Annotated in this window: 17 protein-coding genes; 14 read left to right on the top strand and 3 right to left on the bottom strand. The window is 71.9% G+C overall.

Translation table 11 applies throughout. The features are described 5' to 3' along the window. The 3 genes from ACFVH5_RS25300 to ACFVH5_RS25290 all read left to right on the top strand — a co-directional run. Nucleotides 1-441, top strand: a 441-nt coding sequence (locus tag ACFVH5_RS25300) for a DUF4162 domain-containing protein (RefSeq protein ID WP_385836046.1), incomplete at its 5' end; no start/stop codon positions are given. Then, nucleotides 438-1,229: an ABC transporter permease gene (locus tag ACFVH5_RS25295; protein ID WP_385836045.1), complete on the top strand. Its 792-nt coding sequence runs from the start codon at nt 438-440 to the stop codon at nt 1,227-1,229. The genes ACFVH5_RS25300 and ACFVH5_RS25295, both read left to right, overlap by 4 nt. Before the next feature lie 141 nt (nt 1,230-1,370). Further along, entirely contained in the window at nt 1,371-1,766 is a 396-nt protein-coding gene (locus ACFVH5_RS25290; protein WP_385836044.1) for a VOC family protein, read from the top strand. A 91-nt stretch (nt 1,767-1,857) separates the two neighbouring features. Here ACFVH5_RS25290 and ACFVH5_RS25285 read toward each other — a convergent pair whose 3' ends face one another. Together ACFVH5_RS25285 and ACFVH5_RS25280 are read right to left on the bottom strand one after the other, a co-directional pair. Then, nucleotides 1,858-2,598, bottom strand: a complete 741-nt coding sequence (locus ACFVH5_RS25285) for a helix-turn-helix domain-containing protein (protein ID WP_385836043.1) — start codon at nt 2,596-2,598, stop codon at nt 1,858-1,860. Nucleotides 2,599-2,600: 2 nt separating this feature from the next. Then, entirely contained in the window at nt 2,601-3,560 is a 960-nt protein-coding gene (locus ACFVH5_RS25280) for a cupin domain-containing protein (protein WP_385836042.1), read from the bottom strand. An 81-nt stretch (nt 3,561-3,641) separates the two neighbouring features. On the opposite strand from ACFVH5_RS25280, the gene ACFVH5_RS25275 reads away from it, so the two are divergent. Beyond that, on the top strand, nt 3,642-4,478 hold the full coding sequence (locus tag ACFVH5_RS25275; protein ID WP_385836040.1) for an NmrA family transcriptional regulator: 837 nt from the start codon (nt 3,642-3,644) through the stop codon (nt 4,476-4,478). 105 nt (nt 4,479-4,583) lie between these two features. Here ACFVH5_RS25275 and ACFVH5_RS25270 read toward each other — a convergent pair whose 3' ends face one another. Continuing rightward, nucleotides 4,584-5,747, bottom strand: a complete 1,164-nt coding sequence (locus ACFVH5_RS25270) for a YihY/virulence factor BrkB family protein (protein WP_385836039.1) — start codon at nt 5,745-5,747, stop codon at nt 4,584-4,586. 785 nt (nt 5,748-6,532) lie between these two features. Here ACFVH5_RS25270 and ACFVH5_RS25265 point away from each other — a divergent pair. From ACFVH5_RS25265 to ACFVH5_RS25220, 10 genes are all read left to right on the top strand, one after another. Beyond that, nucleotides 6,533-9,028 (top strand): Pls/PosA family non-ribosomal peptide synthetase, encoded by a 2,496-nt coding sequence (locus ACFVH5_RS25265; RefSeq protein ID WP_385836037.1) that lies wholly within the window; start codon nt 6,533-6,535, stop codon nt 9,026-9,028. A 59-nt stretch (nt 9,029-9,087) separates the two neighbouring features. Beyond that, complete coding sequence (locus ACFVH5_RS25260) at nt 9,088-11,478, top strand: amino acid adenylation domain-containing protein (protein ID WP_385836036.1); 2,391 nt, start codon at nt 9,088-9,090, stop codon at nt 11,476-11,478. A gap of 104 nt (nt 11,479-11,582) precedes the next feature. Continuing rightward, nucleotides 11,583-12,584 (top strand): TauD/TfdA family dioxygenase, encoded by a 1,002-nt coding sequence (locus ACFVH5_RS25255; RefSeq protein WP_385836034.1) that lies wholly within the window; start codon nt 11,583-11,585, stop codon nt 12,582-12,584. Next, a complete protein-coding gene (sbnB, locus tag ACFVH5_RS25250) occupies nt 12,581-13,690 on the top strand; it encodes a 2,3-diaminopropionate biosynthesis protein SbnB (RefSeq protein WP_385836033.1) in 1,110 nt (369 codons plus the stop codon). Before ACFVH5_RS25255 ends, sbnB begins: the two co-directional genes overlap by 4 nt. Before the next feature lie 70 nt (nt 13,691-13,760). Continuing rightward, entirely contained in the window at nt 13,761-14,747 is a 987-nt protein-coding gene (sbnA, locus tag ACFVH5_RS25245; RefSeq protein ID WP_385836031.1) for a 2,3-diaminopropionate biosynthesis protein SbnA, read from the top strand. Nucleotides 14,748-14,827: 80 nt separating this feature from the next. Next, entirely contained in the window at nt 14,828-16,495 is a 1,668-nt protein-coding gene (locus tag ACFVH5_RS25240) for an acyl-CoA dehydrogenase family protein (protein WP_385836029.1), read from the top strand. A 291-nt stretch (nt 16,496-16,786) separates the two neighbouring features. Next, complete coding sequence (locus ACFVH5_RS25235; protein ID WP_385836028.1) at nt 16,787-18,118, top strand: GAF domain-containing protein; 1,332 nt, start codon at nt 16,787-16,789, stop codon at nt 18,116-18,118. 177 nt (nt 18,119-18,295) lie between these two features. Continuing rightward, the gene (locus ACFVH5_RS25230) at nt 18,296-19,702 is read left to right on the top strand and encodes a hypothetical protein (RefSeq protein ID WP_385836026.1); all 1,407 of its coding nucleotides are present in this window, start codon (nt 18,296-18,298) and stop codon (nt 19,700-19,702) included. 63 nt (nt 19,703-19,765) lie between these two features. Beyond that, nucleotides 19,766-20,335 (top strand): GNAT family N-acetyltransferase, encoded by a 570-nt coding sequence (locus ACFVH5_RS25225; RefSeq protein ID WP_385836024.1) that lies wholly within the window; start codon nt 19,766-19,768, stop codon nt 20,333-20,335. 127 nt (nt 20,336-20,462) lie between these two features. Next, nucleotides 20,463-20,546, top strand: a complete 84-nt coding sequence (locus ACFVH5_RS25220; protein WP_349817346.1) for a putative leader peptide — start codon at nt 20,463-20,465, stop codon at nt 20,544-20,546. Nucleotides 20,547-20,573 lie beyond the last annotated feature (27 nt).

Below are 20,573 nucleotides of genomic sequence, written 5' to 3'. Positions count from 1 at the left end.
ACCACCGGCGTCACCGTCTTCCTCACCACCCAGTACCTGGAAGAGGCCGACCAGCTCGCCGACCGCATCGCCGTCCTCAACAACGGCCGCATCGCCGCCGAAGGCAGCGCCGAGGAGCTGAAGCGGCTCATCCCCGGCGGGCACGTACGGCTCCGCTTCTCCGATCCGGCCGCGTACCGGTCCGCCACCTCCGTACTCCAAGAGGTCACCCTGGACGACGAGGCACTCGCACTGCAGATCCCCAGCGACGGCAGCCAGCGCGCACTGCGCGCCATCCTCGACCGGCTCGACACCGCCGGCATCGAGGCCGACGAACTCACCGTGCACACACCCGACCTCGACGACGTCTTCTTCGCCCTGACAGGCGACACCACCGCCCCCAACCAAACCGACGACCAGGCCGACCAGGCCGCCGACCAGATCAAGGAGAACGTCCGATGAGCACCCTCTCCCTCGCCGTGCGCGACTCGTCCACCATGCTGCGCCGCAATCTCCTGCACGCCCGGCGCTACCCGTCGCTCACCCTGAACCTGCTGCTCACCCCGGTCATGCTGCTCCTGCTCTTCGTCTACATCTTCGGCGACGTGATGAGCGCCGGGATCGGGGACGGCGGCGCCGACCGCTCCGAGTACATCGCCTACATCGTCCCGGGCATCCTGATGATGACCATCGGCAGCACCGTGATCGGGGCCGCGGTGTCCGTCGCCACCGACATGAACGAGGGCATCATCGCCCGCTTCCGCACCATGGCGATCCACCGCGGATCGGTGTTCATCGGGCATGTCGTCGGCAGCGTCCTGCAAGTGCTCGCCAGCCTGGTCCTCGTCGGGGCCGTCGGTGTGGCCATCGGTTTCCGGTCCACCGACGCGACGGTCGTCGAGTGGCTGGCGGCGTTCGGGCTGCTGGCCCTGTTCGCCCTGGCGCTGACCTGGATCGCGGTCGGGATGGGCATGGCGAGCCCGAACGCCGAGGCGGCCGGCAACATGGCCATGCCGCTGATCCTGCTCCCGCTCGTCTCCAGCGCGTTCATCCCGGCCGACACCATGCCGGGCTGGTTCCGGCCGATCGCCGAGTACCAGCCCTTCACCCCGGCGATCGAGACCCTGCGCGGGCTGCTGCTCGGCACCGAGATCGGCCACAACGGCTGGCTGGCCGTGGCCTGGTGCCTGGGTCTGGCGGCGCTCGGCTACTGGTGGTCGGCCTCGCAGTTCAACCGCGACGCGAAGTAGGCGGCATGGCACCGCGGGCCGGCCCCCGCACCTCGTCCCGCCCCAGGGCGGCGTACCCCGACAAGGCGTCGGAGTGCGCCGCCCTGTCCGTACGTCCGATTCCTTCAAGACCCGCGCCACCGCGGTCCCTACGGTGGTCCCATGACTCCACGATTCGATCTCATCGGCCTCGTCGTCTCCGACATGGCCGCGTCGCTCGCCTTCTACCGCCGTCTCGGCCTCACGTTCCCCGAGGGTGCCGAGAGGTTGCCGCACGTCGAGGCGGAACTGCCGGGCGGTCTGCGTTTCGCGCTCGACACGGAGGACACGATCCGCTCGTTCCACCCCGACTGGCGACCGCCGACGGGCGGGGGCCGGGTGGCACTGGCCTTCCTGTGCGACAGCCCCGCGGACGTCGACGCCACGTACGAGGCGCTGCTGGCCGCAGGCCACAAGGCCGAGCTGAAGCCGTTCGACGCCCCCTGGGGCATGCGCTACGCGACCGTCCAGGACCCGGACGAGAACGGAGTGGACCTCTTCGCCCACCTCGCCCGGTAGCGGCCCCTCTTCTGAGTGCGCAGCCCCCGGAGCTTGCGGGGGAGTGCGTGCGGGTCCGGTGGGGGCTGGTCGCGCAGTTCCCCGCGCCCCTTCAACGGCGCAGCAGTACCCCCAACGGCGCCCCCGCCAACTCCTTCACCTCCCGCGCCAGATGGGCCTGGTCCGCGTACCCCGCGACCACCGCCACCTCCGCCGCGGCGGCCCCACCCCGCACCAGCGCCAACGCCCGTTGCAGGCGAAGAACACGGGCGAGCGTCTTCGGCCCGTACCCGAACGCGACCAACGCCCGCCGATGCAACTGCCGCTCGCTCCAGCCCACCTCCTCAGCGGTCGGGGCGACAGCGGCCCCCGAGGACAGCGCCGCCACGACGGCCCGGAGCCGCGGATCGGGCGCCGCTGCGTCGGCCGCCCGCTCCATGGCCACCGCCTCCAGCGCGACGGCGGGATCGGCCGCCGCGTCGACCCGCTCGGTCAGCCGCCGCACCTCTCCCCCGTCCCACAGATCCGCGAGGTCGACGCGCCGGTCGCGTAGTTCGTGGGCGGGTACGCCGAGATAGGAGGGCGCCGTTCCGGGGAAGAACCGGACCCCCGCGTACCGCCTGGCGCCTCCGGGGCCGTCGGTCCCGCTCGCGTACGCCCGCGTGTCGGGGCCCGCGACGAACAGCCGGCCCTCGGTCCACAGCAGGTCCATGCAGCCGTCGGGCAGGACCGGCGCCGCGTCGCCCGGCACGGCGGTACGTGTCCACACGACCGCGCCGGTGAGCCGCGACGCCCGCTCCCGGTACGGCGCCGGCGACGGCTCGGAGTGCTGCTCGGCGTACGGCTCGGCCACAGTCAGAAGGCTACGCCGATCGGTTGCCGGGCCGCCCGCGTCCGGTGTTCCTGCGGACTGACCCCGTACACCCGCTTGAAGGCGCTGGACAGGGCGAACGCGCTGCCGTAGCCGACCTGGCGGGCGATCGCCTCCAGGGTGTCGTCGGTGTCGCGCAGCCGGTCGGCGGCGAGGGCGAGGCGCCAGCCGGTGAGGTACGTCATCGGGGGCTCGCCGACGAGTTCGCTGAAGCGGCGGGCGAGGGCGGCCCGCGAGACGCCGGCCTTCGTGGCGAGGGAGGCGACCGTCCAGGGGTGCGCGGGGTCGTCCTGGACGAGCCGCAGCACCCGGCCGACGACCGGGTCGGCGAGCGCCCGGTACCAGGCGGGCGCCTCGGCCTCCGGGCGGGAGAACCAGGCCCGCAGCGCGGCGATGACCAGCAGGTCGAGGAGCCGGTCGAGGACGACCTCCTGGCCGGGCTCGTCGCGCACGATCTCCTCGGTGAGCAGCGGGGTCAGCGGGCACTCCCACACGTCGGAGGTCAGGGTGAGGACCGGCGGCAGCGCGTCGAGGAGCCGCCCGCTGACCTCGCCCTGCACCGGATACGTACCGATCAGCATCACCATGGAACCGTCGAGGCGCTGCCCCCAGGTGCGGACGCCGAGGTCCATGTGGCCGCGCATCGAGCGCCCGTCGGGATAGGTGCACTCCTGGCCCGGCAGGATCACCGCGATCGGCGGGGTCGCGGGGTCGTCGGCGCAGGTGTACGGGTCGGGGCCGCGCGCGATGGCGAGGTCGCCGGCCCGCAGCCGTACGGGCTCGCCCCCGTCGGGTGTGATCCAGGACTCGCCGCGGATCATCAGCATGACGGTGAGCGGGGCGCGGTCCTCGATCCGAAGGGACCAGGGTGGTTCGAAGCACGCCCGGATCATGAAGGCGCCACGCGCGCGTGGACCCTCCAGAAGCCCTGCGAGTGCGTCCATGGGAATCAGAGTAGACGCGCACTTATGGGAACGAGAGGTTCAGCGATGTTCCCTTTCGGCATGCGGTCGTTGACTGGGCGCATGACGGAAAACACGCGCAACGGGACGGTGTTGGTGACGGGCGCCTCCGGGAGGACCGGGCGTCGGGTGGCGGAGGCGGCGAGGGCCGCGGGGTTCGGGGTACGGGCCGCTTCGCGCGGTGGTGACGTGCGCTTCGACTGGTACGACCCCTCGACATGGGACGAGGCGCTGCGCGGGGCCGACGCGGCGTATCTGGCGTACGCGCCGGACGTCGGTGCGCCGGGCGCGGCCGGGAACGTCGCCGCGTTCGCCCGGCGGGCCCAGGATCTCGGTGTGCGCCGGCTGGTGCTGCTGTCGGCGCGCGGGGAGCGTCAGGCGGAGCCGACCGAGCGGGCGCTGCGCGAGTCGGGGGCCGCGTGGACCGTGGTGCAGGCCGACTGGTTCTTCCAGAACTTCAGCGAGGGCCTGCTGGTGGAAGGGGTGCGCGGCGGCGAGTTCGTGTTCCCGGCGGGCGAGGTGCCGGTGCCGTTCGTCGACGCGCGTGATCTCGCGGAGGTCGTGGTGAAGGCCCTGTCCGACTCCTCGTACGTGGGGCGGACGCTGGAGATCACGGGGGCGCGGCTGCTGTCCTTCCGGGAGGCCATGGCGGAGATCTCCGCCGCGGCGGGCCGGGAGATCCGTTACGTGCCGGTGCCGACGAAGGAGTACGGGGAGATCCTGGCCGGGTTCGGGCTGCCGGCCGAGGAGGTCGCGTTCATGGAGGAGGTCTTCGACGGGCTGCTCGACGGGCACAACGCGCGGACCACGGACGGCGTACGGCAGGTCCTTGGACGTGCGCCGCGGGACTTCGCGGACTTCGCGCGGGAGCACGCGGCGGACGGCGTGTGGAAGGTCTGACGCGCCCCGGACACTCCGGCCGGTGCTCCGGCCGACACCCCGGGCCGTCCCCGCCGCTGCCCTCGCGGCGGGGACGGCCCGTCACTGCTGCCGTCACCGCTCCCGTCACTGCTGCGGAGGTGTCTCGCCACTGTTCTTGGGGGTGGACTTGACGTGGGTGCGCAGCCGGGAGGTCACGTCCTCCGGGGGGAGGAAGCGGGACCAGCGCTCCGGGAACTCGGAGGGCATGTCCGGGTCGTCGGGGTCGTCGTAGCCGTCCTCGGCCTGCGCGGCGCGGGCCGCCGCCGCGCGGGCCACGAGGTCGGCGGCCTGCTCGGCGCGCAGCCGTTCGTTGACGGCGCGGGCGGCGGCGGTGGCCGCGGCGGGCCAGACGCGGTCGATGGCCGCGTTGACGGCGGCGCCCACGAGGACCGCGAAGGCGGCGACACCGATCCACAGGAGGACGGCGACGGGCGCGGCCAGGGAGCCGTAGATCGTGGGGCCCTCGACGGTGTTCGTGAGGTAGATGCGCAGCAGGAGGCTGCCCAGGACCCACATGGTGAGGGCGACGAGCGCGCCGGGCACGTCCTCGATCCAGGGTGAGCGCACCGGTACTGACACGTGGTACAGCGTGGTCAGGAAGACGATGGACAGAACGATGACGACGGGCCAGTAGAGCACCTGTACGACGGTCGTCGACCAGGGCACGACGTTCACCACGGCGTCGGGGCCCGCGACCATCAGCGGCAGGGCGATCGAGCCGATCAGCAGGGCCACGAGGAAGAGCAGGAAGGCCATCAGGCGGGTCCTGACGATCCCGCGCACCCCGTCGAGGCCGTACATGACGGTGATGGTGTCGATGAAGACGTTCACCGCGCGGGAGCCGGACCACAGGGCGAACAGGAAGCCCAGGGAGATGACGTCGGGCCGGCCGCCCTCCATCACGTCGTGCAGGAGCGGTTCGGCGATCTGTTTGACGCCCTTGTCAGTCAGGACCGTGCGGGAGGCCTCCAGGAGGCTGGTCTCCACACTGGCGATGGTGTCGGCGCCGGTCCAGTCGTCGACGTAGCCGAGCAGGCCGATCATGCTGAGCAGCAGCGGCGGCACGGACAGCAGCGTGAAGAACGCCGCCTCCGCCGCGAGTCCGAGGATCCGGTACTCGATGCACGAGTTCACGGTGTCCTTGAGCAGCAGCCAGGCGGTCCTGCGCTTCGAGACGTTCCGATAGAGGGCACGCGCCCGGTGGAGACGACCGGACGTCCTCTGAGGGGGTTCACTTGCTGGCTGCACGCCCTAAAGGTATCCGCCGCGCGGGGTCGCACTCATCCCCCGGTACCGCGACCTGCAGCGGGTGTGGCGGGAGCGGCGCGCGCGACCCGGTGGCGGGACGGTACCGGTCCGGTTCCGTCATACGACGGAAAAGCGGCAGCAATTCCGCGGTAATCGTAAACAGAAATCGAACCCTTTTTCTGTCATGACCGCGTGGCCGAAATACCCGCCCTGCAGAAGTGGAATACGCAACAACGCATGCACTGTGCACCGGCGAGTTCCCCGGTGACGCGGTCGGACGAGATCATTCAGGGTGACCGGCGTTGAAGCATCGGACAGCGAGAAAGCGCCATAGGCCGAAACGCCCTTGACCCGTTCATGAGCACGCCGAAACAATTCGGATTGCATTGCGCTGGGCACGTGGGGACGGCTCGGTGGCACCACGACACGGGGGGACTCAGAAGGGCCCGGAGGAGGGTCCTACACAGCCGCGTCACCCGTGATCCGCGTGGGAACCACGCGGATCATGCCGTGCTGCACTGCGCCTTTTCCACGCGGCCACTTCACACACTTCCCGAACATCCTCTTCTCGCCTGCCCTGACACGACACAGCTCGCGCGAGAAACAAGTCTATCTTCCGGCACACCGGAGTCACACAGGAATCACCGTGGTTCACCAGAACATCTTTCGTCACCAATTCGGGTGCGTGATGAAACTGCGGGCGTGAATCCTTCGTATTCCCATCCGGAGGTGCCAAACACTCCGAACGGTCCACAAGTACGAGCAATCACCAGCAAGGAGATCAAGTGGTGGGAAATCCCACTGAGGTCGCGACCGCCGCTCCGGCGCGGTCCGTGACCACCCGCGACCCGGTGAACGGGATCGAACCTGTCCTCGCGGAGGTGCTCGCCGGTGTCGTACGCGCCGAGCAGGTCCCCGTCGACAGTCACTTCTTCGACGACCTCGGTGCCAACTCCCTGGTGATGGCACACTTCTGCGCCCGGGTCAGGAAGCACCCCGGCCTGCCGGCCGTGTCGATGCGCGACGTGTACGGCCACCCGACGATCCGGGGCCTGGCGGCGGCGCTCTCCGAGGTCCCGGCCGAGGAGCCCGCGCCACCGCAGGAACCGGCCGCGCCGCCCGCCGCGGGCAGCAGCGCGCGGTACGTCCTGTGCGGGGCACTGCAGTTCCTGGTCTTCGCGCTGTACTGCCTGCTCTCCGGGCTCGTCACCGCCCAGGGGTACGACTGGGTGTCGGCCGGGGACGGCGTCGTCGACGTCTACCTGCGGTCGGCCCTCTTCGGAGGCGGTGTCTTCGTAGGCCTGTGCACGCTGCCGGTGGTGGCCAAGTGGGTGCTGGTCGGCCGCTGGAAGGAGACCGAGTTCCCGGTCTGGAGCCTGGCCTATCTGCGCTTCTGGACCGTCAAGGTGCTGCTGCACGCGAACCCGATGGTCCTCTTCGCCGGCAACCCGCTCCACGTCCTGTATCTGCGGGCCCTCGGCGCGCGGATCGGCAGGAACGTCACGATCCTCTCCCACGCGCTCCCGGTCTGCACCGACCTGTTCACGGTCGGCGCGAACACCGTGATCCGCAAGGACTCGCACTTCCTCTGCTACCAGGCGCACGCCGGGCGCATCCGCACCGGCCGGGTCACGCTGGGCCAGGACGTGTTCGTCGGCGAGAACACGGTCCTCGACATCGGCACCTCCATGGGCGACGGCTCCCAGCTCGGCCACGCGTCGGCGCTGTACGGCGGCGCCGCGGTCCCGGCCGGCCAGCACTGGCACGGCTCGCCGGCGCAGCGCACGGACGTGGACTACGTACGGGTCGCCCCCGCGGAATGCGGCACCGCGCGCCGGGTGGGCTACGGCCTGGCCACCGTCCTCCAGACGCTCCTGGTCACCATGCCGCTCCTCGTCGGGGGCACGTACATGCTGCTGACGGTGGCGCCCTCACTGGACACGCTGCTGAACCCGGAGACGCAGAACACCACGTCGGGGCGGTTCTACGCCGAGGCGTTCGCCCTGTCGGTCGCGCTCTTCGTGGGCTTCATCGTGGTCGGACTCGCCGTCGTGACCGTGGTCCCGCGGCTGCTGAACCGGTTCCTGGAGCCGGACCGGGTCTACCCGCTCTACGGCTTCCACTACTCGGTGCAGCGGACCGTCGCGCGGCTGACCAACGTCAAGTTCTTCAAGTGGCTGTGCGGGGACAGCTCGTACATCGTCCACTACCTGCGGGCCATCGGGTACGACCTCTCGCACGTCGAGCAGACCGGCTCCAACTTCGGTACCGGGGTGGCGCACGAGACGCCGTTCCTGGCCACCGTCGGGCGCGGCACGATGGTCGCCGACGGACTTTCGATCATGAACGCCGAGTTCTCGGGCACGTCGTTCCGGGTCTCGCGCGCGACGATCGGACCGAACAGCTTCCTGGGCAACCACATCGCCTACCCGGTCGGCGGGCGCACGGGCGAGAACGTCCTGCTCGCGACGAAGGTCATGGTCCCGCTGGACGGGGAGGTCCGCGAAGGGGTCGGCCTGCTGGGCTCGCCGCCCTTCGAGATCCCGCGGACCGTGGAGCGCGACACCCGCTTCGACCACCTCCGCGAGGGCGACGAGCTGCACCGCCGCCTCACCGCGAAGAACCGCCACAACCTGCACACCATGGGCCTGTTCCTGCTCCTGCGGTGGTTCGACTGGTTCGCCCTCATGGTCCTCGGCTTCGCCGCCTTCGACCTGTACGGGGAGTACGGCACCGCCGGCGGTCCGCTGATCGGGGCCTCCCTGCTCGCCGGGGTCGCGTTCACCACCGTCTACTACGCGCTGGTGGAGCGGATCATCCTGCGGTTCCGGCCGCTGGAGCCGCGCCTGCACTCCATCTACGACCCGCTCTTCTGGCAGCACGAGCGGCTGTGGAAGGTCCCGGACACGCACTTCGCCCTCTACAACGGCACCCCGTTCAAGAGCCTGCTCTGGCGGCTCCTCGGGGTCCGCATCGGCCGCCGGGTCTTCGACGACGGGGCCTACATCACCGAGCGCACGCTCACCGCCATCGGCGACGACTGCACCCTCGGCGCACACAGCAAGATCCAGTCGCACTCGCAGGAGGACGGCACCTTCAAGTCCGACCACATCGAGATCGGCGACGGCGTCACGCTCGGCGTCGGCGCGCTCGTCCACTACGGCGCGTCTGTGGGGGACGCCGCCGTTCTGGCCGCCGACTCCTTCCTGATGAAGGGCGAGGAGGTACCGCCGGGGGCGCACTGGGGCGGGAACCCGGCGGCCGAACAGCGACGCACCTGACGGCACCACAGGCACGACAGGCACCACAGCACATACGGGAACACAGGGGGGAACACAGAATGGACACGATCCCGAGGTGGACGCTCGACCCGGGCCCGGGCACGGCGGAGTACGAGGTTCCGCTGCCCGCGGGACCGGTGCCGGAGCCGTCCGCGCTCCTGGCCGCACACGCCAAGGTCCTCGCGGCCCTGTCCGGTGAGCGCGAGGCCGTCACCGGCCACGTCACCGCGAAGGGCGCGGCGCCGGTGCTCCGCCGGCTGGCCGTCGGCCCCGGCACCTGGCGCGACCTGCTGGCGCAGGCGGACCTGGCGGTCCGCGAGGCCGCCCATGAACCGGCCGGGGAGCCGCCCGCGCGGGAGTCGGGCGGCGCCCCGGTCCCCTTCGCGGCCGTGCTCGACCCGCACGGCCACGACGACGGCACCGGGCGGACCGCGGACGCCGATGACACCGCGAACGCCGTGCTGCACGTGGGCGTGGCGGGCCACGCCCTGCGGCTGCGGTACCGCACCGACGTCCTGGACGCCGCAGCCGCCGCGCGCATCGCCGGCTACCACCTGGCCGCGCTCCGCCTGCTGGCCGCCGACCCGGACGTCGCGCACGACCGGCACAGCCTGCTGGGCGAGGACGAACTCCGGTTCCAGCTCGACGAACTGGCCGGGCCGCACCGCGAACTGCCGGACCGCCGCGTCCACGAGCTCTTCGAGGAGCGGGTGGCCGCGCATCCGGACGCCGTCGCCGCCGTCCAGGGGGACGAGGAGTGGACGTACCGCGAACTGAACGCGCGAGCCAACCGCATCGGGCGGGCACTGCTCGCCCGCGGGCTGCGCCCCGAGGGCGTCGTCGCGGTCGTCATGGAACGCGATCTGGACTGGACGGCCGCCGTCCTCGCGGTCCTCAAGGCGGGCGGTGTCTATCTGCCCGTCGAGCCGCACTTCCCCGCCGGGCGGATCGAGAAGACGCTCAGGCGCGCCGGCTGCGCACTCGTCCTGACCGAGAACGGCAGCACCGCCACGCTGGACGCGGCCGACACCGGCGCCCACGTCCTGCACGTCGAGGAGGTCTACGGGGAGGACCACGCCGACGGCGACCTCGGTGTCCCCGTCGCCGCGGACCAGCTCGCCTACATCTACTTCACGTCCGGCTCCACCGGCGAGCCCAAGGGTGCGATGTGCGAGCACGCGGGCTTCGTCAACCACGTCCTGGCCAAGATCGGCGACCTGGGGGTCGGCGAGGGGCAGGTCGTCGCGCAGACGGCGCCCCAGTGCTTCGACATCTCGCTGTGGCAGCTGGTCTCCGCGCTGCTGGTCGGCGGGCGGACCCTGCTGGTGCCTCAGGAGGTGATCCTGGACGTGCCGCGGTTCGTGGACACGATCACGGACGGCGGGGTCAATGTGCTCCAGGTCGTCCCGTCGTACCTCGAAGCCGTCCTCGCCGAACTGGAGCAGCGCCCGCGCGAACTGCCCGCTCTGCACTGCGTGTCGGTCACCGGGGAGGCCGTCAAGAAGGAACTCGTCCAGCGCTGGTTCGCGGCCGAGCCGGGCATCCGGCTGGCCAACGCGTACGGCCTGACCGAGACCTCCGACGACACCAACCACGAGGTCATGGAGCGAGTGCCGGACGAGGACCGGGTCCCGCTCGGCCGGCCGGTCGCCAACGTGCGCGTGTACGTCGTCGACGAGCACCTGATCCCCGTACCGCTCGGCGCGCCCGGCGAGATCGTCTTCTCCGGGGTGTGCGTGGGCCGCGGGTACGTCAACGACCCCGAGCGCACGAAGGCCGCGTTCGGGGAGGACCCGTACCGGCCGGGCGAGCGGCTGTACCGCAGCGGGGACCACGGCCGGTGGCTGCCCGACGGGAAGCTGGAGTTCCTGGGCCGCCGGGACAGCCAGGTGAAGATCCGCGGCTTCCGCATCGAGATCGGTGAGATCGAGAACGCGCTGCTGCGGGTGGACGGCGTCCGCGACGGCGCCGTGGTGGTCGCGGGTGGCACCCGGCTGGTGGCGTTCTGCGCCGGGTCCGGGCCGCTCGACCCGGAGACGGTTCTTGAGCGGCTGGCCGTGTCGCTCCCGGCGTACATGGTGCCGTCGGCCGTCCACCGGCGGGAGAGCCTGCCGCTGACCGCCAACGGCAAGATCGACCGCAAGACGCTGACCGCGCTCGCCGGGGATCTCGACTCCGCCGGGAGCGGTGCGGCCGGTCGGGACGGCGAGCACGCGCCGGGCACCCCGGGCGAGTTGCGGCTGGCGGCGGCCTGGGCGCAGGTGCTGGGCGTCCCGCAGGACCGGATCGGCCGCCTGGACCACTTCTTCGACCGCGGCGGCACCTCCCTCGCGGCGGTGAAGCTGGCGGTCGCCCTGGACCGGGCGATCACCCTCAAGGACGTCGCCCGCCACCCCGTCCTCGCCGACCTCGCGGGCCTGCTCGACGCCCCGGCCAGGGAGGCGTCGTGAACCACGCCGGGAAACGGGCCCGGAAACCGGCGCAGGAGCCGGCCCACGACCCCACGCACACCCGCGCGCGGTCCGCACCGCGCGAGACCGGAAGGAACCACACGATGTCCACGACTCCGACGCTCCTGCCCGACGTCGTCCTGCGTCCCGGCAGCCCTCCGGTCCTGCGCGCCGACGTGGCCGGGGACACGGCGGGCTGGGCGGCCGTCCACCGCGACGCGCTGCGCGCCGTGGTCGCCGAGCACGGCAGCGTCCTGGTCCGCGGCCTGGGGCTGAGCGACCCGGACACGACCGGTGAGGTGTTCCGGCGGCTGGCCACCGCACTGATGCCCGACCGGGAGTCCTTCGCACCGCGGCGGACGTACGCGGACGGCGTGTACTCCTCCACCAAGTGGCCGCCCAACCAGCAGATGTGCATGCACCACGAGCTGAGTTACGCGGTCGAGTTCCCCGCGCTGATGCTGTTCGCGTGCCTCGACGCGCCGGCCGGGGGCGGCGCCACCGCCGTCGCCGACGCGCCCGCCGTGCTCGACGCGCTGCCGGCCGGTCTCACCGAGCGGTTCGCCCGGGAGGGCTGGCTGCTCACGCGGACGTACAACGACGAGATCGGGGCGTCGGTCGGCGAGGCCTTCGGCACCGAGGACCGCGCCGCCGTCGAGCGCTACTGCCGGGGCCACGCGATCGAGTTCGCCTGGCAGAGCGACGGCTCCCTGCACACCCGCCAGCGCCGCGCCGCGGTGATCCGCCACCCCGTCACGGGACGGCCCTGCTGGTTCAACCAGATCGCCTTCCTCAACGAGTGGACGATGGACCCCGAGGTGCGGGAGTACCTGGTGGACGTCTACGGCCCCGACGGGCTGCCCTTCAACACCCGCCACGGCAACGGCGATCCGATCGGCGAGGACGTCGTCCGGGAGATCAACGCGGTGTACGAGGCCCACACCGTGCGCGAGCCGTGGCGCTCCGGCGACCTGATGATCGTCGACAACATCCGCACCGCGCACAGCAGGGAGCCCTTCGAGGGCCCGCGCGAGGTGCTCGCCGCACTGGCCGACCCGGTCCGGCTGACCGACTCCACCCCCACGACCGAAGTGAGGACCGCATGACCGGCACGGAACACGCGGCGCAGGCCGCCGGGGCGTCCGGGACACCCGAGGCGTCCGGGGCACACGAGGCATCCGGGCGGACGCTCACCGCTCCCCCGTTCTCCGTCGTCTCCGGCTCTCAGGTCCAGCAGGCGCTGGAGGGGCGGGAGTCCGAGATCGCGGACCTCGTCGAGCGGGTGTACCGGCTGCACGGGGGCGGCGACTCGGTGAACCCGCCGTCGTACTTCCTGCGTTTCCCCGACCGCCCGTCGTCGCGGATCATCGCGCTGCCGGCGTCGATCGGCGGAGACATCGGGGTGGACGGCATCAAGTGGGTCTCCAGCTTCCCCGAGAACACCGCGTCCGGACTGCCCCGGGCCTCGGCCGTGCTGATCCTCAACGACCACGAGACGGGCTATCCGTTCGCCTGCCTGGAGGCGTCGATCATCAACGCCGCCCGGACGGCGTCCTCCGCGGCGCTCGCGGCCGACCGGCTCAGCCGCGGCCGCACCCGGCCGGTCCGGGTCGGGTTCATCGGCACCGGGCTGATCGCCCGCCACATCCACACCCATCTCACCGCCACCGGCTGGTCGTTCGAGGAGACCGGGGTGTACGACCTGTCCGCGGACAGCGCGGCCGGATTCCGCGGCTATCTGGAACGGTCGGGCGCCAAGGGCCGCCTCACCGTGCACGACAGCGCCGAGTCGCTGATCCGCTCCAGCGACCTGGTGGTCTTCGCCACCGTCGCGGGCGCACCGCACATCCACGACCTCGCGTGGTTCGACCACGCCCCGCTGGTGCTGCATGTGTCGCTGCGCGACCTGGCACCCGAGATCCTGCTCGCCTCGGCCAACTTCGTGGACGACATCGAGCACTGCCTGAAGGCGGAGACCTCTCCGCATCTGGCCGAACGCCTCAGCGGCGGCCGGGACTTCATCGACGGCACGTTGGACGACGTGCTGTCCGGGCGGGTGACCGTGCCGGCCGACCGGACGGTCATTTTCTCGCCCTTCGGCCTCGGGGTCCTCGACCTCGCGGTCGGCAAGTTCGTCCACGACGAGGTGGCCCGGCGGGGCGAGCCGCACGTCGTGGACGGCTTCTTCCACGAGCTGCGCCGGCACGGCTGACCGGCGGGCGCCGTGCCGCACGGGACGTGGGCACGGCGCCGCACGAAGGCCGCATGAATGAGGGGGACTCATGCCTGTCATTTCCGATCCTTCGGAATTCAACGAGAACGAGCTCTACGTCGACCTGCGGGCGACGATGGGGCTGCCGCTCTTCCTGAAGTGCGAGGGGTTCAATTTCGCGGGGTCGATCAAGATGAAGGCGGCCACCGAGATGGTGGACGCCGCCGAACGCAGCGGCGCCCTGCGACCGGGATCCGTCCTGGTCGAGTCGTCGTCCGGGAACCTGGGCGTGGCGCTGAGCGTGATCGCCGCGAGCCGTGGCTACGGGTTCCGGTGCGTGACCGACGCACGCTGCAACCCGGCGACCCGGCGGATGATGGAAGCTCTGGGCAGCGTGGTCCACGTCATCGAGGAGCCCGCGCTGCACGGCGGCTTCCTGGGCGCCCGGATCGCGTACGTACGGGCGCTGTGTGCCTCGGACGACCGGTACGTCTGGCTCAACCAGTACGCCAACGACAGCAACTGGCGGGCGCACTACCGCACCACGGCGCCGGCCATCGCCCGCCGCTTCCCCGACCTGGACGTGCTGTTCGTCGGGGCCGGCACCACCGGCACCCTGATGGGCTGCGCGCGCTGGTTCTGGCAGTGGCGGCGCCGGGTGCGGATCGTCGCGGTGGACAGCGTCGGCTCGGTGACCTTCGGCGGGCCCGCGCGTCCGCGGCTGATCCCGGGGCTCGGCATGGGCGTACGTCCGCCGATGCTCGACGAGTCGTATGTCGACGACGTGGTGCACGTGGAGGAGGCGGACACCGTCCGTGTCTGCCGCCGGCTGGCCGCACGGGGGTTCCTGTTCGGCGGCTCCACCGGCACGGTCGTCAGCGGGGCGTCCAGGTGGATGGATCTGCACGGGGCCCGGGACCTCACGTCGGTGGCGATAGCCCCCGACCTCGGTGAGCGCTACCTCGACACCGTCCACAGCCCGAGCTGGTCGGTGAGCCAGCGCGGCGAGGACACCCTCGGCTCAGGCGACCTGGCCGCGCTGTCGCGTCCGGCCTGACCGGACGGCGGCGCTCCGGCGTACGGGGGGTGCGGCGGGAGTTTGGTGACGATCGCCGCACCGCGGGTAGGTTCGCAGGCATGGCAGCCCGCACCCACACCGTGACCAACCAGGCTCCGCCGCTGGTCGCGTACGACCTCTTCACCGCCGACCGGGCCCTCGTGGAGGCGGTCGGGCGGCATCTCGATCCCGCGCTCCTCGACGAGGCGCACAGCGAGCTGTCGGCCCTCGGGCGCACCTCCGGGTCCGCGCAGGTCCAGAAGTGGGGGGCGCTGGCCAACGAGAACCCGCCGAAGCTGCTCACCCACGACCGCTACGGCGAACGCCTGGACGAGGTCGAGTTCCATCCGTCCTGGCACCGGCTGCTCGGCAAGGGCGTCTCGGCGGGGCTGACGGCGGCCTGGTCGCGGCCGGGCGGGCATGTGCGGCGCGCGGCCGGGTTCCTGGTCTGGAGCCAGGTCGAGGCGGGCAACGGCTGCCCGCTGTCGATGACCCACGCGGCGGTGCCCGCGCTGCGCACCGACCCGGCGCTGGCCGCCGAGTGGGAACCACGCCTCACGTCCACCGTCTACGACCAGGACCTGCGTCCGGCCGCCAAGAAGGCCGGCGCCCTGTTCGGGATGGGTATGACGGAGAAGCAGGGCGGCAGCGACGTCCGCGCGAACACGACGGCGGCGCGGCCGCTCGCCGAGGACGGGACGTACGAGCTGACGGGCCACAAGTGGTTCTGCTCGGCGCCGATGTCGGACGGCTTCCTGGTCCTGGCGCAGGCGGGCCCCGTCGGCGAACAGGGCGAGCAGGGCGGCCTGGACGCGCTCACCTGTTTCCTGGTGCCGCGCGTGCTGGCGGACGGCACCCGCAACGTCTTCCGGATCCAGCGGCTCAAGGACAAGCTGGGCAACCGGTCGAACGCCTCCGCCGAGGTCGAGTTCGACGGGACCTGGGCGCGCCGGGTCGGCGAGGAGGGGCGCGGGGTGCGCTCCATCATGGGGATGGTCGCCGCGACCCGCCTCGACTGCGTGCTCGGTTCGGCGGGGCTGATGCGGCAGGCCGTCGCGCAGGCCGTGCACCACTGCGAGCACCGCGAGGCGTTCGGCGGCAGGCTGGTCGACAAGCCGCTGATGAGGAACGTCCTGGCGGACCTGGCCCTGGAGTCGGAGGCGGCGACGACCCTCGCGCTGCGGCTCGCCGCCGCGTACGACGACGGCGGCGAGCAGGAGCGGGCCTTCCTGCGGCTCGCGGTGCCGGCGGCCAAGTACTGGGTGACCAAGCGGTGTACGCCGGTCGTGGTGGAGGCCCTGGAGTGCCTGGGCGGCAACGGGTACGTGGAGGAGTCCGGCATGCCGCGGCTGCTGCGCGAGTCGCCGCTCAACTCCATCTGGGAGGGCGCGGGGAACGTGCAGGCGCTCGACGTGGTGCGGGCCCTGCAGCGGGAGCCGGCCGCCCTGAACGCGTATCTCCGGGAGGTCGGTCTGGCGCGCGGCGCCGATCACCGGCTGGACGGCGCGATCAAGAACCTGCTGACCGAACTCGCCGACCTGGGCGGTGTCGAGGGGCGTGCCCGGCGGCTCGTCGAGCGGATCGCCGTGGTGCTGCAGGGTTCGCTGCTGGTGCGCTTCGCGCCGCCGGAGGTCGCCGACGCGTTCTGCGCGTCACGGCTCGGCGGGGACTGGGGGTCGTCGCTGGGGACGCTGCCGCACACCCTCGACCTGGCGTCGGTGGTGGAACGGGCACGCCCCGTCTCCTGACCCCGCACCGGCACCGGCACCAACCCCGGCGGCCTTCCGGTCGGCCTCGCCACGGGGGTGGTACTGCGCCGACACGGCACCACCCCCGTGCGTCGTAGAGTTTCGGCCGGGCACCGGGCGTCGCACCAGAGTTGCAGAGGGTTGCAACGTCTCCGCACCCTGCTCTTACCTTGCAAACCCTGCATGGAATCTCCGCTGCGTGTTCGGATTGTCGCGCTCGGTGACGGACACCCGTCGCCGGGACGGTCCGACAGCCGCCGGCTGTCCGCTCAGGCATTTCGGGAGGACGCGATGGCGCACTCGCCCATGGACGTGGCAGGGCTGGCCGCGGGGAACGCCGTGCGGGCGGCCCGCGTGCTCGACGAGGTACGCGACGCCGCGCTGTCCGGCCAGCGGGGGCCGCTCGACCCGCGGCCGGTCATCGGGGAGTCCTGGGGGCGCATGCTGCGCAGCGGGGTCGACCCCGACCACGACTTCCGCGCCGGGCTGCTCGACCGCGACGAGATCGAGCGGCGGCGCCGGGAGTCCCCGCTGCGGCACGTCCTGCCGGTGCTGCGCGAGGGGTTGTTGTCGGTCGCGGACATCACCCGCCACATCATGGTCGTGGCGGACGGCGAGGGCCGGGTGCTGTGGCGCGAGGGCAGCAGGCCCGTGCTGCACAGGGCCGACGGTTTCGGGTTCGAACTCGGCGCGGACTGGGGCGAGAACGTCGTCGGCACGAACGGCATCGGCACCCCCGCGGTCGTCCGCCGCCCCGTCCAGGTCTTCGCCGCCGAACACTTCGTACGCACCCACGCCACCTGGACCTGCACGGGCGCACCGATCACCGACCCGCGCGACGGCCGGCTGATCGGTGTCGTGGACGTCAGCGGGCCCTGGGAGACGATGCATCCGTCGACCCTCGCGTGGGTCGACTCGGTGGCCAAGCTCGCCGAGGCGCGGCTGCGGGAGCGGCATCTGGCCGCGCTGGACCGGCTGCGCTCGGTGGCCGCGCCGGTCCTCGCCCGGATCACCGGCCGCGCCCTCGTGGTCGACCGGGACGGCTGGACCGCCGCGGTCACGGGCATGCCGCATCTGGACCGGGTCGCGCTGCCCGCCGTGCCCGGCGCCGACCGGATCCGGCTGCCGCCGCTCGGCCCGTGCTCGGTGGAGCCGCTGACCGGCGGCTGGCTGATCCGCGCCTCGGACGGACTCCGGCCGCCGGGCGACACCACCCGGATCGAGCTGGACGTCTCGCGGCCGCGCCGCTGGTCGGTGACCGTGGCGGACGGTGCGGGCACCTGGACCCATGAACTGAGTCCGCGCCACACCGAGTTGCTGTACCTGCTGGCGCTGCACCGCACCGGGCGCAGCGCCGCCGGCCTGGCCGACGACGTGTTCGGCGACCCGGGCCGCACGGTGACCGTACGGGCCGAGATGTCGCGTGTACGGCGCTACTTGGGGGCCGTCCTGGAACACCGGCCGTACCGTTTCCGCGAGACGGCCGAGGTGGAGGTGGTCCTCCCCGGCAACCCTCGCGACCTGCTTCCGTATTCGTCGGCTCCGGGGGTGGTGCGCGCGCGGGTCGCGGGGAGCACGACCGGGCCGGTGGACGCGGGTTGCGCGCAGCCCCTGCCGGAGTGATGACGGTATCCTCCTCCCTCCGGGGGAGCCATGGGCGCAATCCCGACCTATTGCCGGGTATTCGACCTGGCTCGCCCCCCTCTGCCGTACCATCCAACCCACGGCCCCCCACATCCGTCTCCTCCGGCTCAACCGCTGGATCGCAGGAGGCAGTTGGCCGCCGACGCGGGAGGACCTATGACGTATCGAGGCAGACATCGCCGCCGGACCAAGGGGCGTGTCCTGCGGGCCACCCTGTCCGGGGCCGCCCTCGCCCTCACCGCCGCCGCCACCATCATCACGACCTCGCAGGCCGCCGGCAGCGACAATCCCGGCCCCCTGAAGCCGCTCACCTCGTCGTCCGAGATCGGCAAGCTGCAGCTGCACGAGAACCTGGTCGCCGAGTCGACGCTGGACACCCTGCAGAGCTCAATGGGCGGCTCGGTCGGGGTGGACGCCGTCCTCAGGAGCGCCAACCACCCGATGCGCAACAAGGCCGACTGCGACGCGACCGAGTCGGCCGCCCTGCCCGTCGAGCCGACCGCGTCCCGCGCGTACTGCTGGGACAGCGGGGACGCCACGACACAGAAGTGGCTGCCGCAGTCCGTCACCACCTCGGGGGACGCCGACAACGACGGCAAGTGGGGCTCCGACCGGGTGATCCTGGCGGGCTGGACCCACAACGACCACAAGGCGGGCGAGCCCGACGCCGACAAGGGTCTGGCCCGGGTCGCCTTCATCGACGCGAACGACCCGAAGAACCTCAAGTACCGCTGGGTCCTGCTGGTCGCCCCGCTCTCCGGCGGCAAGGACTTCGGAGCCGTCCGCTCGCACGTCGGCGGCATGGTCTGGTACCAGGACAAGCTGATCGTCACCGCGAAGAACGGCGCCGATCACGACAACGCCCTGTTCGTCTTCGACATGAACCGCATCCTGCGGGCCGACGTGAACAGCGACGAGATCGGCAAGGTGAGCGGCGGCTGGTCGGCGCGCGGCTACCAGTACGTACTGCCGGCCATCGGCTCGTACAACCTCACCGGCGGGGCGTGCAGCGCGACGAACAACGACGCGCGTCCCTGTTTCGCGTCGGTCTCGCTGGACCGCACCTCGACCCCGGACAGCCTGGTCGCGAACGAGTGGTTCAGCTCCGGCGGTACCGAACCGGCGCGCGTCTGGCGCTACTACTACAGCACCGCGAGCGACCGCACGGGCCTGCTCGGCAGCAACGCCAGTGACCTCGTGAACGCCGACGAGGCGTACGAGACCAAGGCCGTCGGGCTGCAGGGCGTCCTCTCGCACAAGCCGGACGGGGCGGACAAGGCCGACTGGTACACCGGTTACGCGCCGGGCAGCCGCGACCGGCACGGCACGCTCTGGCGCCAGAACGAGAGCGCCGCGAAGGCCGCGCAGTGCGGCGACGGCGGCACGTCGTACGCCTGCTGGGGCCAGCACACCGAGTCCCTGTCGTACTGGCAGGAGACCGGCGAGCTGTGGACGCTCACCGAGTGGGCGGCGAACAAGGACAACGCGTGGGAGGCGCCGGCGATCCCGGAGCGGGTGCTGTACGCGGTCCCGCTGTCGGCGGTCGACGACTCCGTGCAGTGACCCGCGGGAGGGACGGGCGTCCCGCTTTGGAGGGGAGCCCGTCCCCGTGGTTCGCTGGCCCGCATGAGCATCGCTGTGACCACCTGGTCCCTGGAGCAGACCGCTCCGGCAGACCGGCTGCCCGCCGCCGCACCCGACGGTGACGTCCGGATCGCCCGCGCCGAGGTGCCCTCCCCCGAGTTCAGCCGCTTCCTGTACACCTCCGTCGGCGGTGACATCCGCTGGACGGACCGGCTCGGCTGGACCTACGCGCGGTGGCAGGAGGAGCTGGACCGGCCGGGCGTGGAGACCTGGGTCGCGTACGACCACGGGACACCCGCCGGATACCTGCAGCTGGCGGCGCAGGACGACGGCGCCGTGGAGATCGTCTACTTCGGCCTGATCCCGGCCTTCCGCGGCCGGCGCATCGGCGGACACCTGCTCTCGTACGGGGTCGCGCGGGCCTGGGACCTGGCCGACCGCTGGCCGGGGCGGGCGCCGACCAAGCGCGTCTGGTTGCATACATGCAGCAAGGACGGGGAGCACGCGATGGACAACTACCTGCGCCGCGGCTTCAAGCTCTTCGACACCAAGGTGGAGGAGGAGCCGGACGTGGCCGCCCCCGGGCCCTGGCCCGGAGCACAGGTCGGCTGACCTGGCGGGATGTGATCCGGACCCGATCTTGTGACCGTCACCACCCTTGTCCCACATCTCGGGACAAGGGTGTCCGCATCCTGGACGAAGCTGGACTGTGTCCAGATCGCCGTGACACGCTTCCGTCATGTCTGGAACTGGGATCGCCTTGGTGAGTCGGCGGCACGTCGACCTCGGCCGCATGTCCAGCGCCATCTGTCCGGTCCGCTGACCCACGGCACCAGGGGCCGCGCCCCCG

The sequence above is a fragment of the Streptomyces sp. NPDC127119 genome, from assembly GCF_042677425.1.
Classification (GTDB): domain Bacteria; phylum Actinomycetota; class Actinomycetes; order Streptomycetales; family Streptomycetaceae; genus Streptomyces.
Note: the sequence above shows the minus strand (reverse complement) of the source record. Positions and strands in the feature narration are given on the sequence as shown.

What these genes read in the sequence shown, in the direction of transcription:
- ACFVH5_RS25295 (WP_385836045.1), top strand. Translation starts at nt 438, where the DNA reads ATGAGCACCCTCTCCCTCGCCGTGCGCGACTCGTCCACCATGCTGCGC.
- ACFVH5_RS25290 (WP_385836044.1), top strand. Translation starts at nt 1,371, where the DNA reads ATGACTCCACGATTCGATCTCATCGGCCTCGTCGTCTCCGACATGGCC.
- ACFVH5_RS25280 (WP_385836042.1), bottom strand. Translation starts at nt 3,560, where the DNA reads ATGGACGCACTCGCAGGGCTTCTGGAGGGTCCACGCGCGCGTGGCGCC.
- ACFVH5_RS25275 (WP_385836040.1), top strand. Translation starts at nt 3,642, where the DNA reads ATGACGGAAAACACGCGCAACGGGACGGTGTTGGTGACGGGCGCCTCC.
- ACFVH5_RS25260 (WP_385836036.1), top strand. Translation starts at nt 9,088, where the DNA reads ATGGACACGATCCCGAGGTGGACGCTCGACCCGGGCCCGGGCACGGCG.
- ACFVH5_RS25255 (WP_385836034.1), top strand. Translation starts at nt 11,583, where the DNA reads ATGTCCACGACTCCGACGCTCCTGCCCGACGTCGTCCTGCGTCCCGGC.
- sbnB (WP_385836033.1), top strand. Translation starts at nt 12,581, where the DNA reads ATGACCGGCACGGAACACGCGGCGCAGGCCGCCGGGGCGTCCGGGACA.
- sbnA (WP_385836031.1), top strand. Translation starts at nt 13,761, where the DNA reads ATGCCTGTCATTTCCGATCCTTCGGAATTCAACGAGAACGAGCTCTAC.
- ACFVH5_RS25240 (WP_385836029.1), top strand. Translation starts at nt 14,828, where the DNA reads ATGGCAGCCCGCACCCACACCGTGACCAACCAGGCTCCGCCGCTGGTC.
- ACFVH5_RS25235 (WP_385836028.1), top strand. Translation starts at nt 16,787, where the DNA reads ATGGCGCACTCGCCCATGGACGTGGCAGGGCTGGCCGCGGGGAACGCC.
- ACFVH5_RS25230 (WP_385836026.1), top strand. Translation starts at nt 18,296, where the DNA reads ATGACGTATCGAGGCAGACATCGCCGCCGGACCAAGGGGCGTGTCCTG.
- ACFVH5_RS25225 (WP_385836024.1), top strand. Translation starts at nt 19,766, where the DNA reads ATGAGCATCGCTGTGACCACCTGGTCCCTGGAGCAGACCGCTCCGGCA.
- ACFVH5_RS25220 (WP_349817346.1), top strand. Translation starts at nt 20,463, where the DNA reads ATGTCTGGAACTGGGATCGCCTTGGTGAGTCGGCGGCACGTCGACCTC.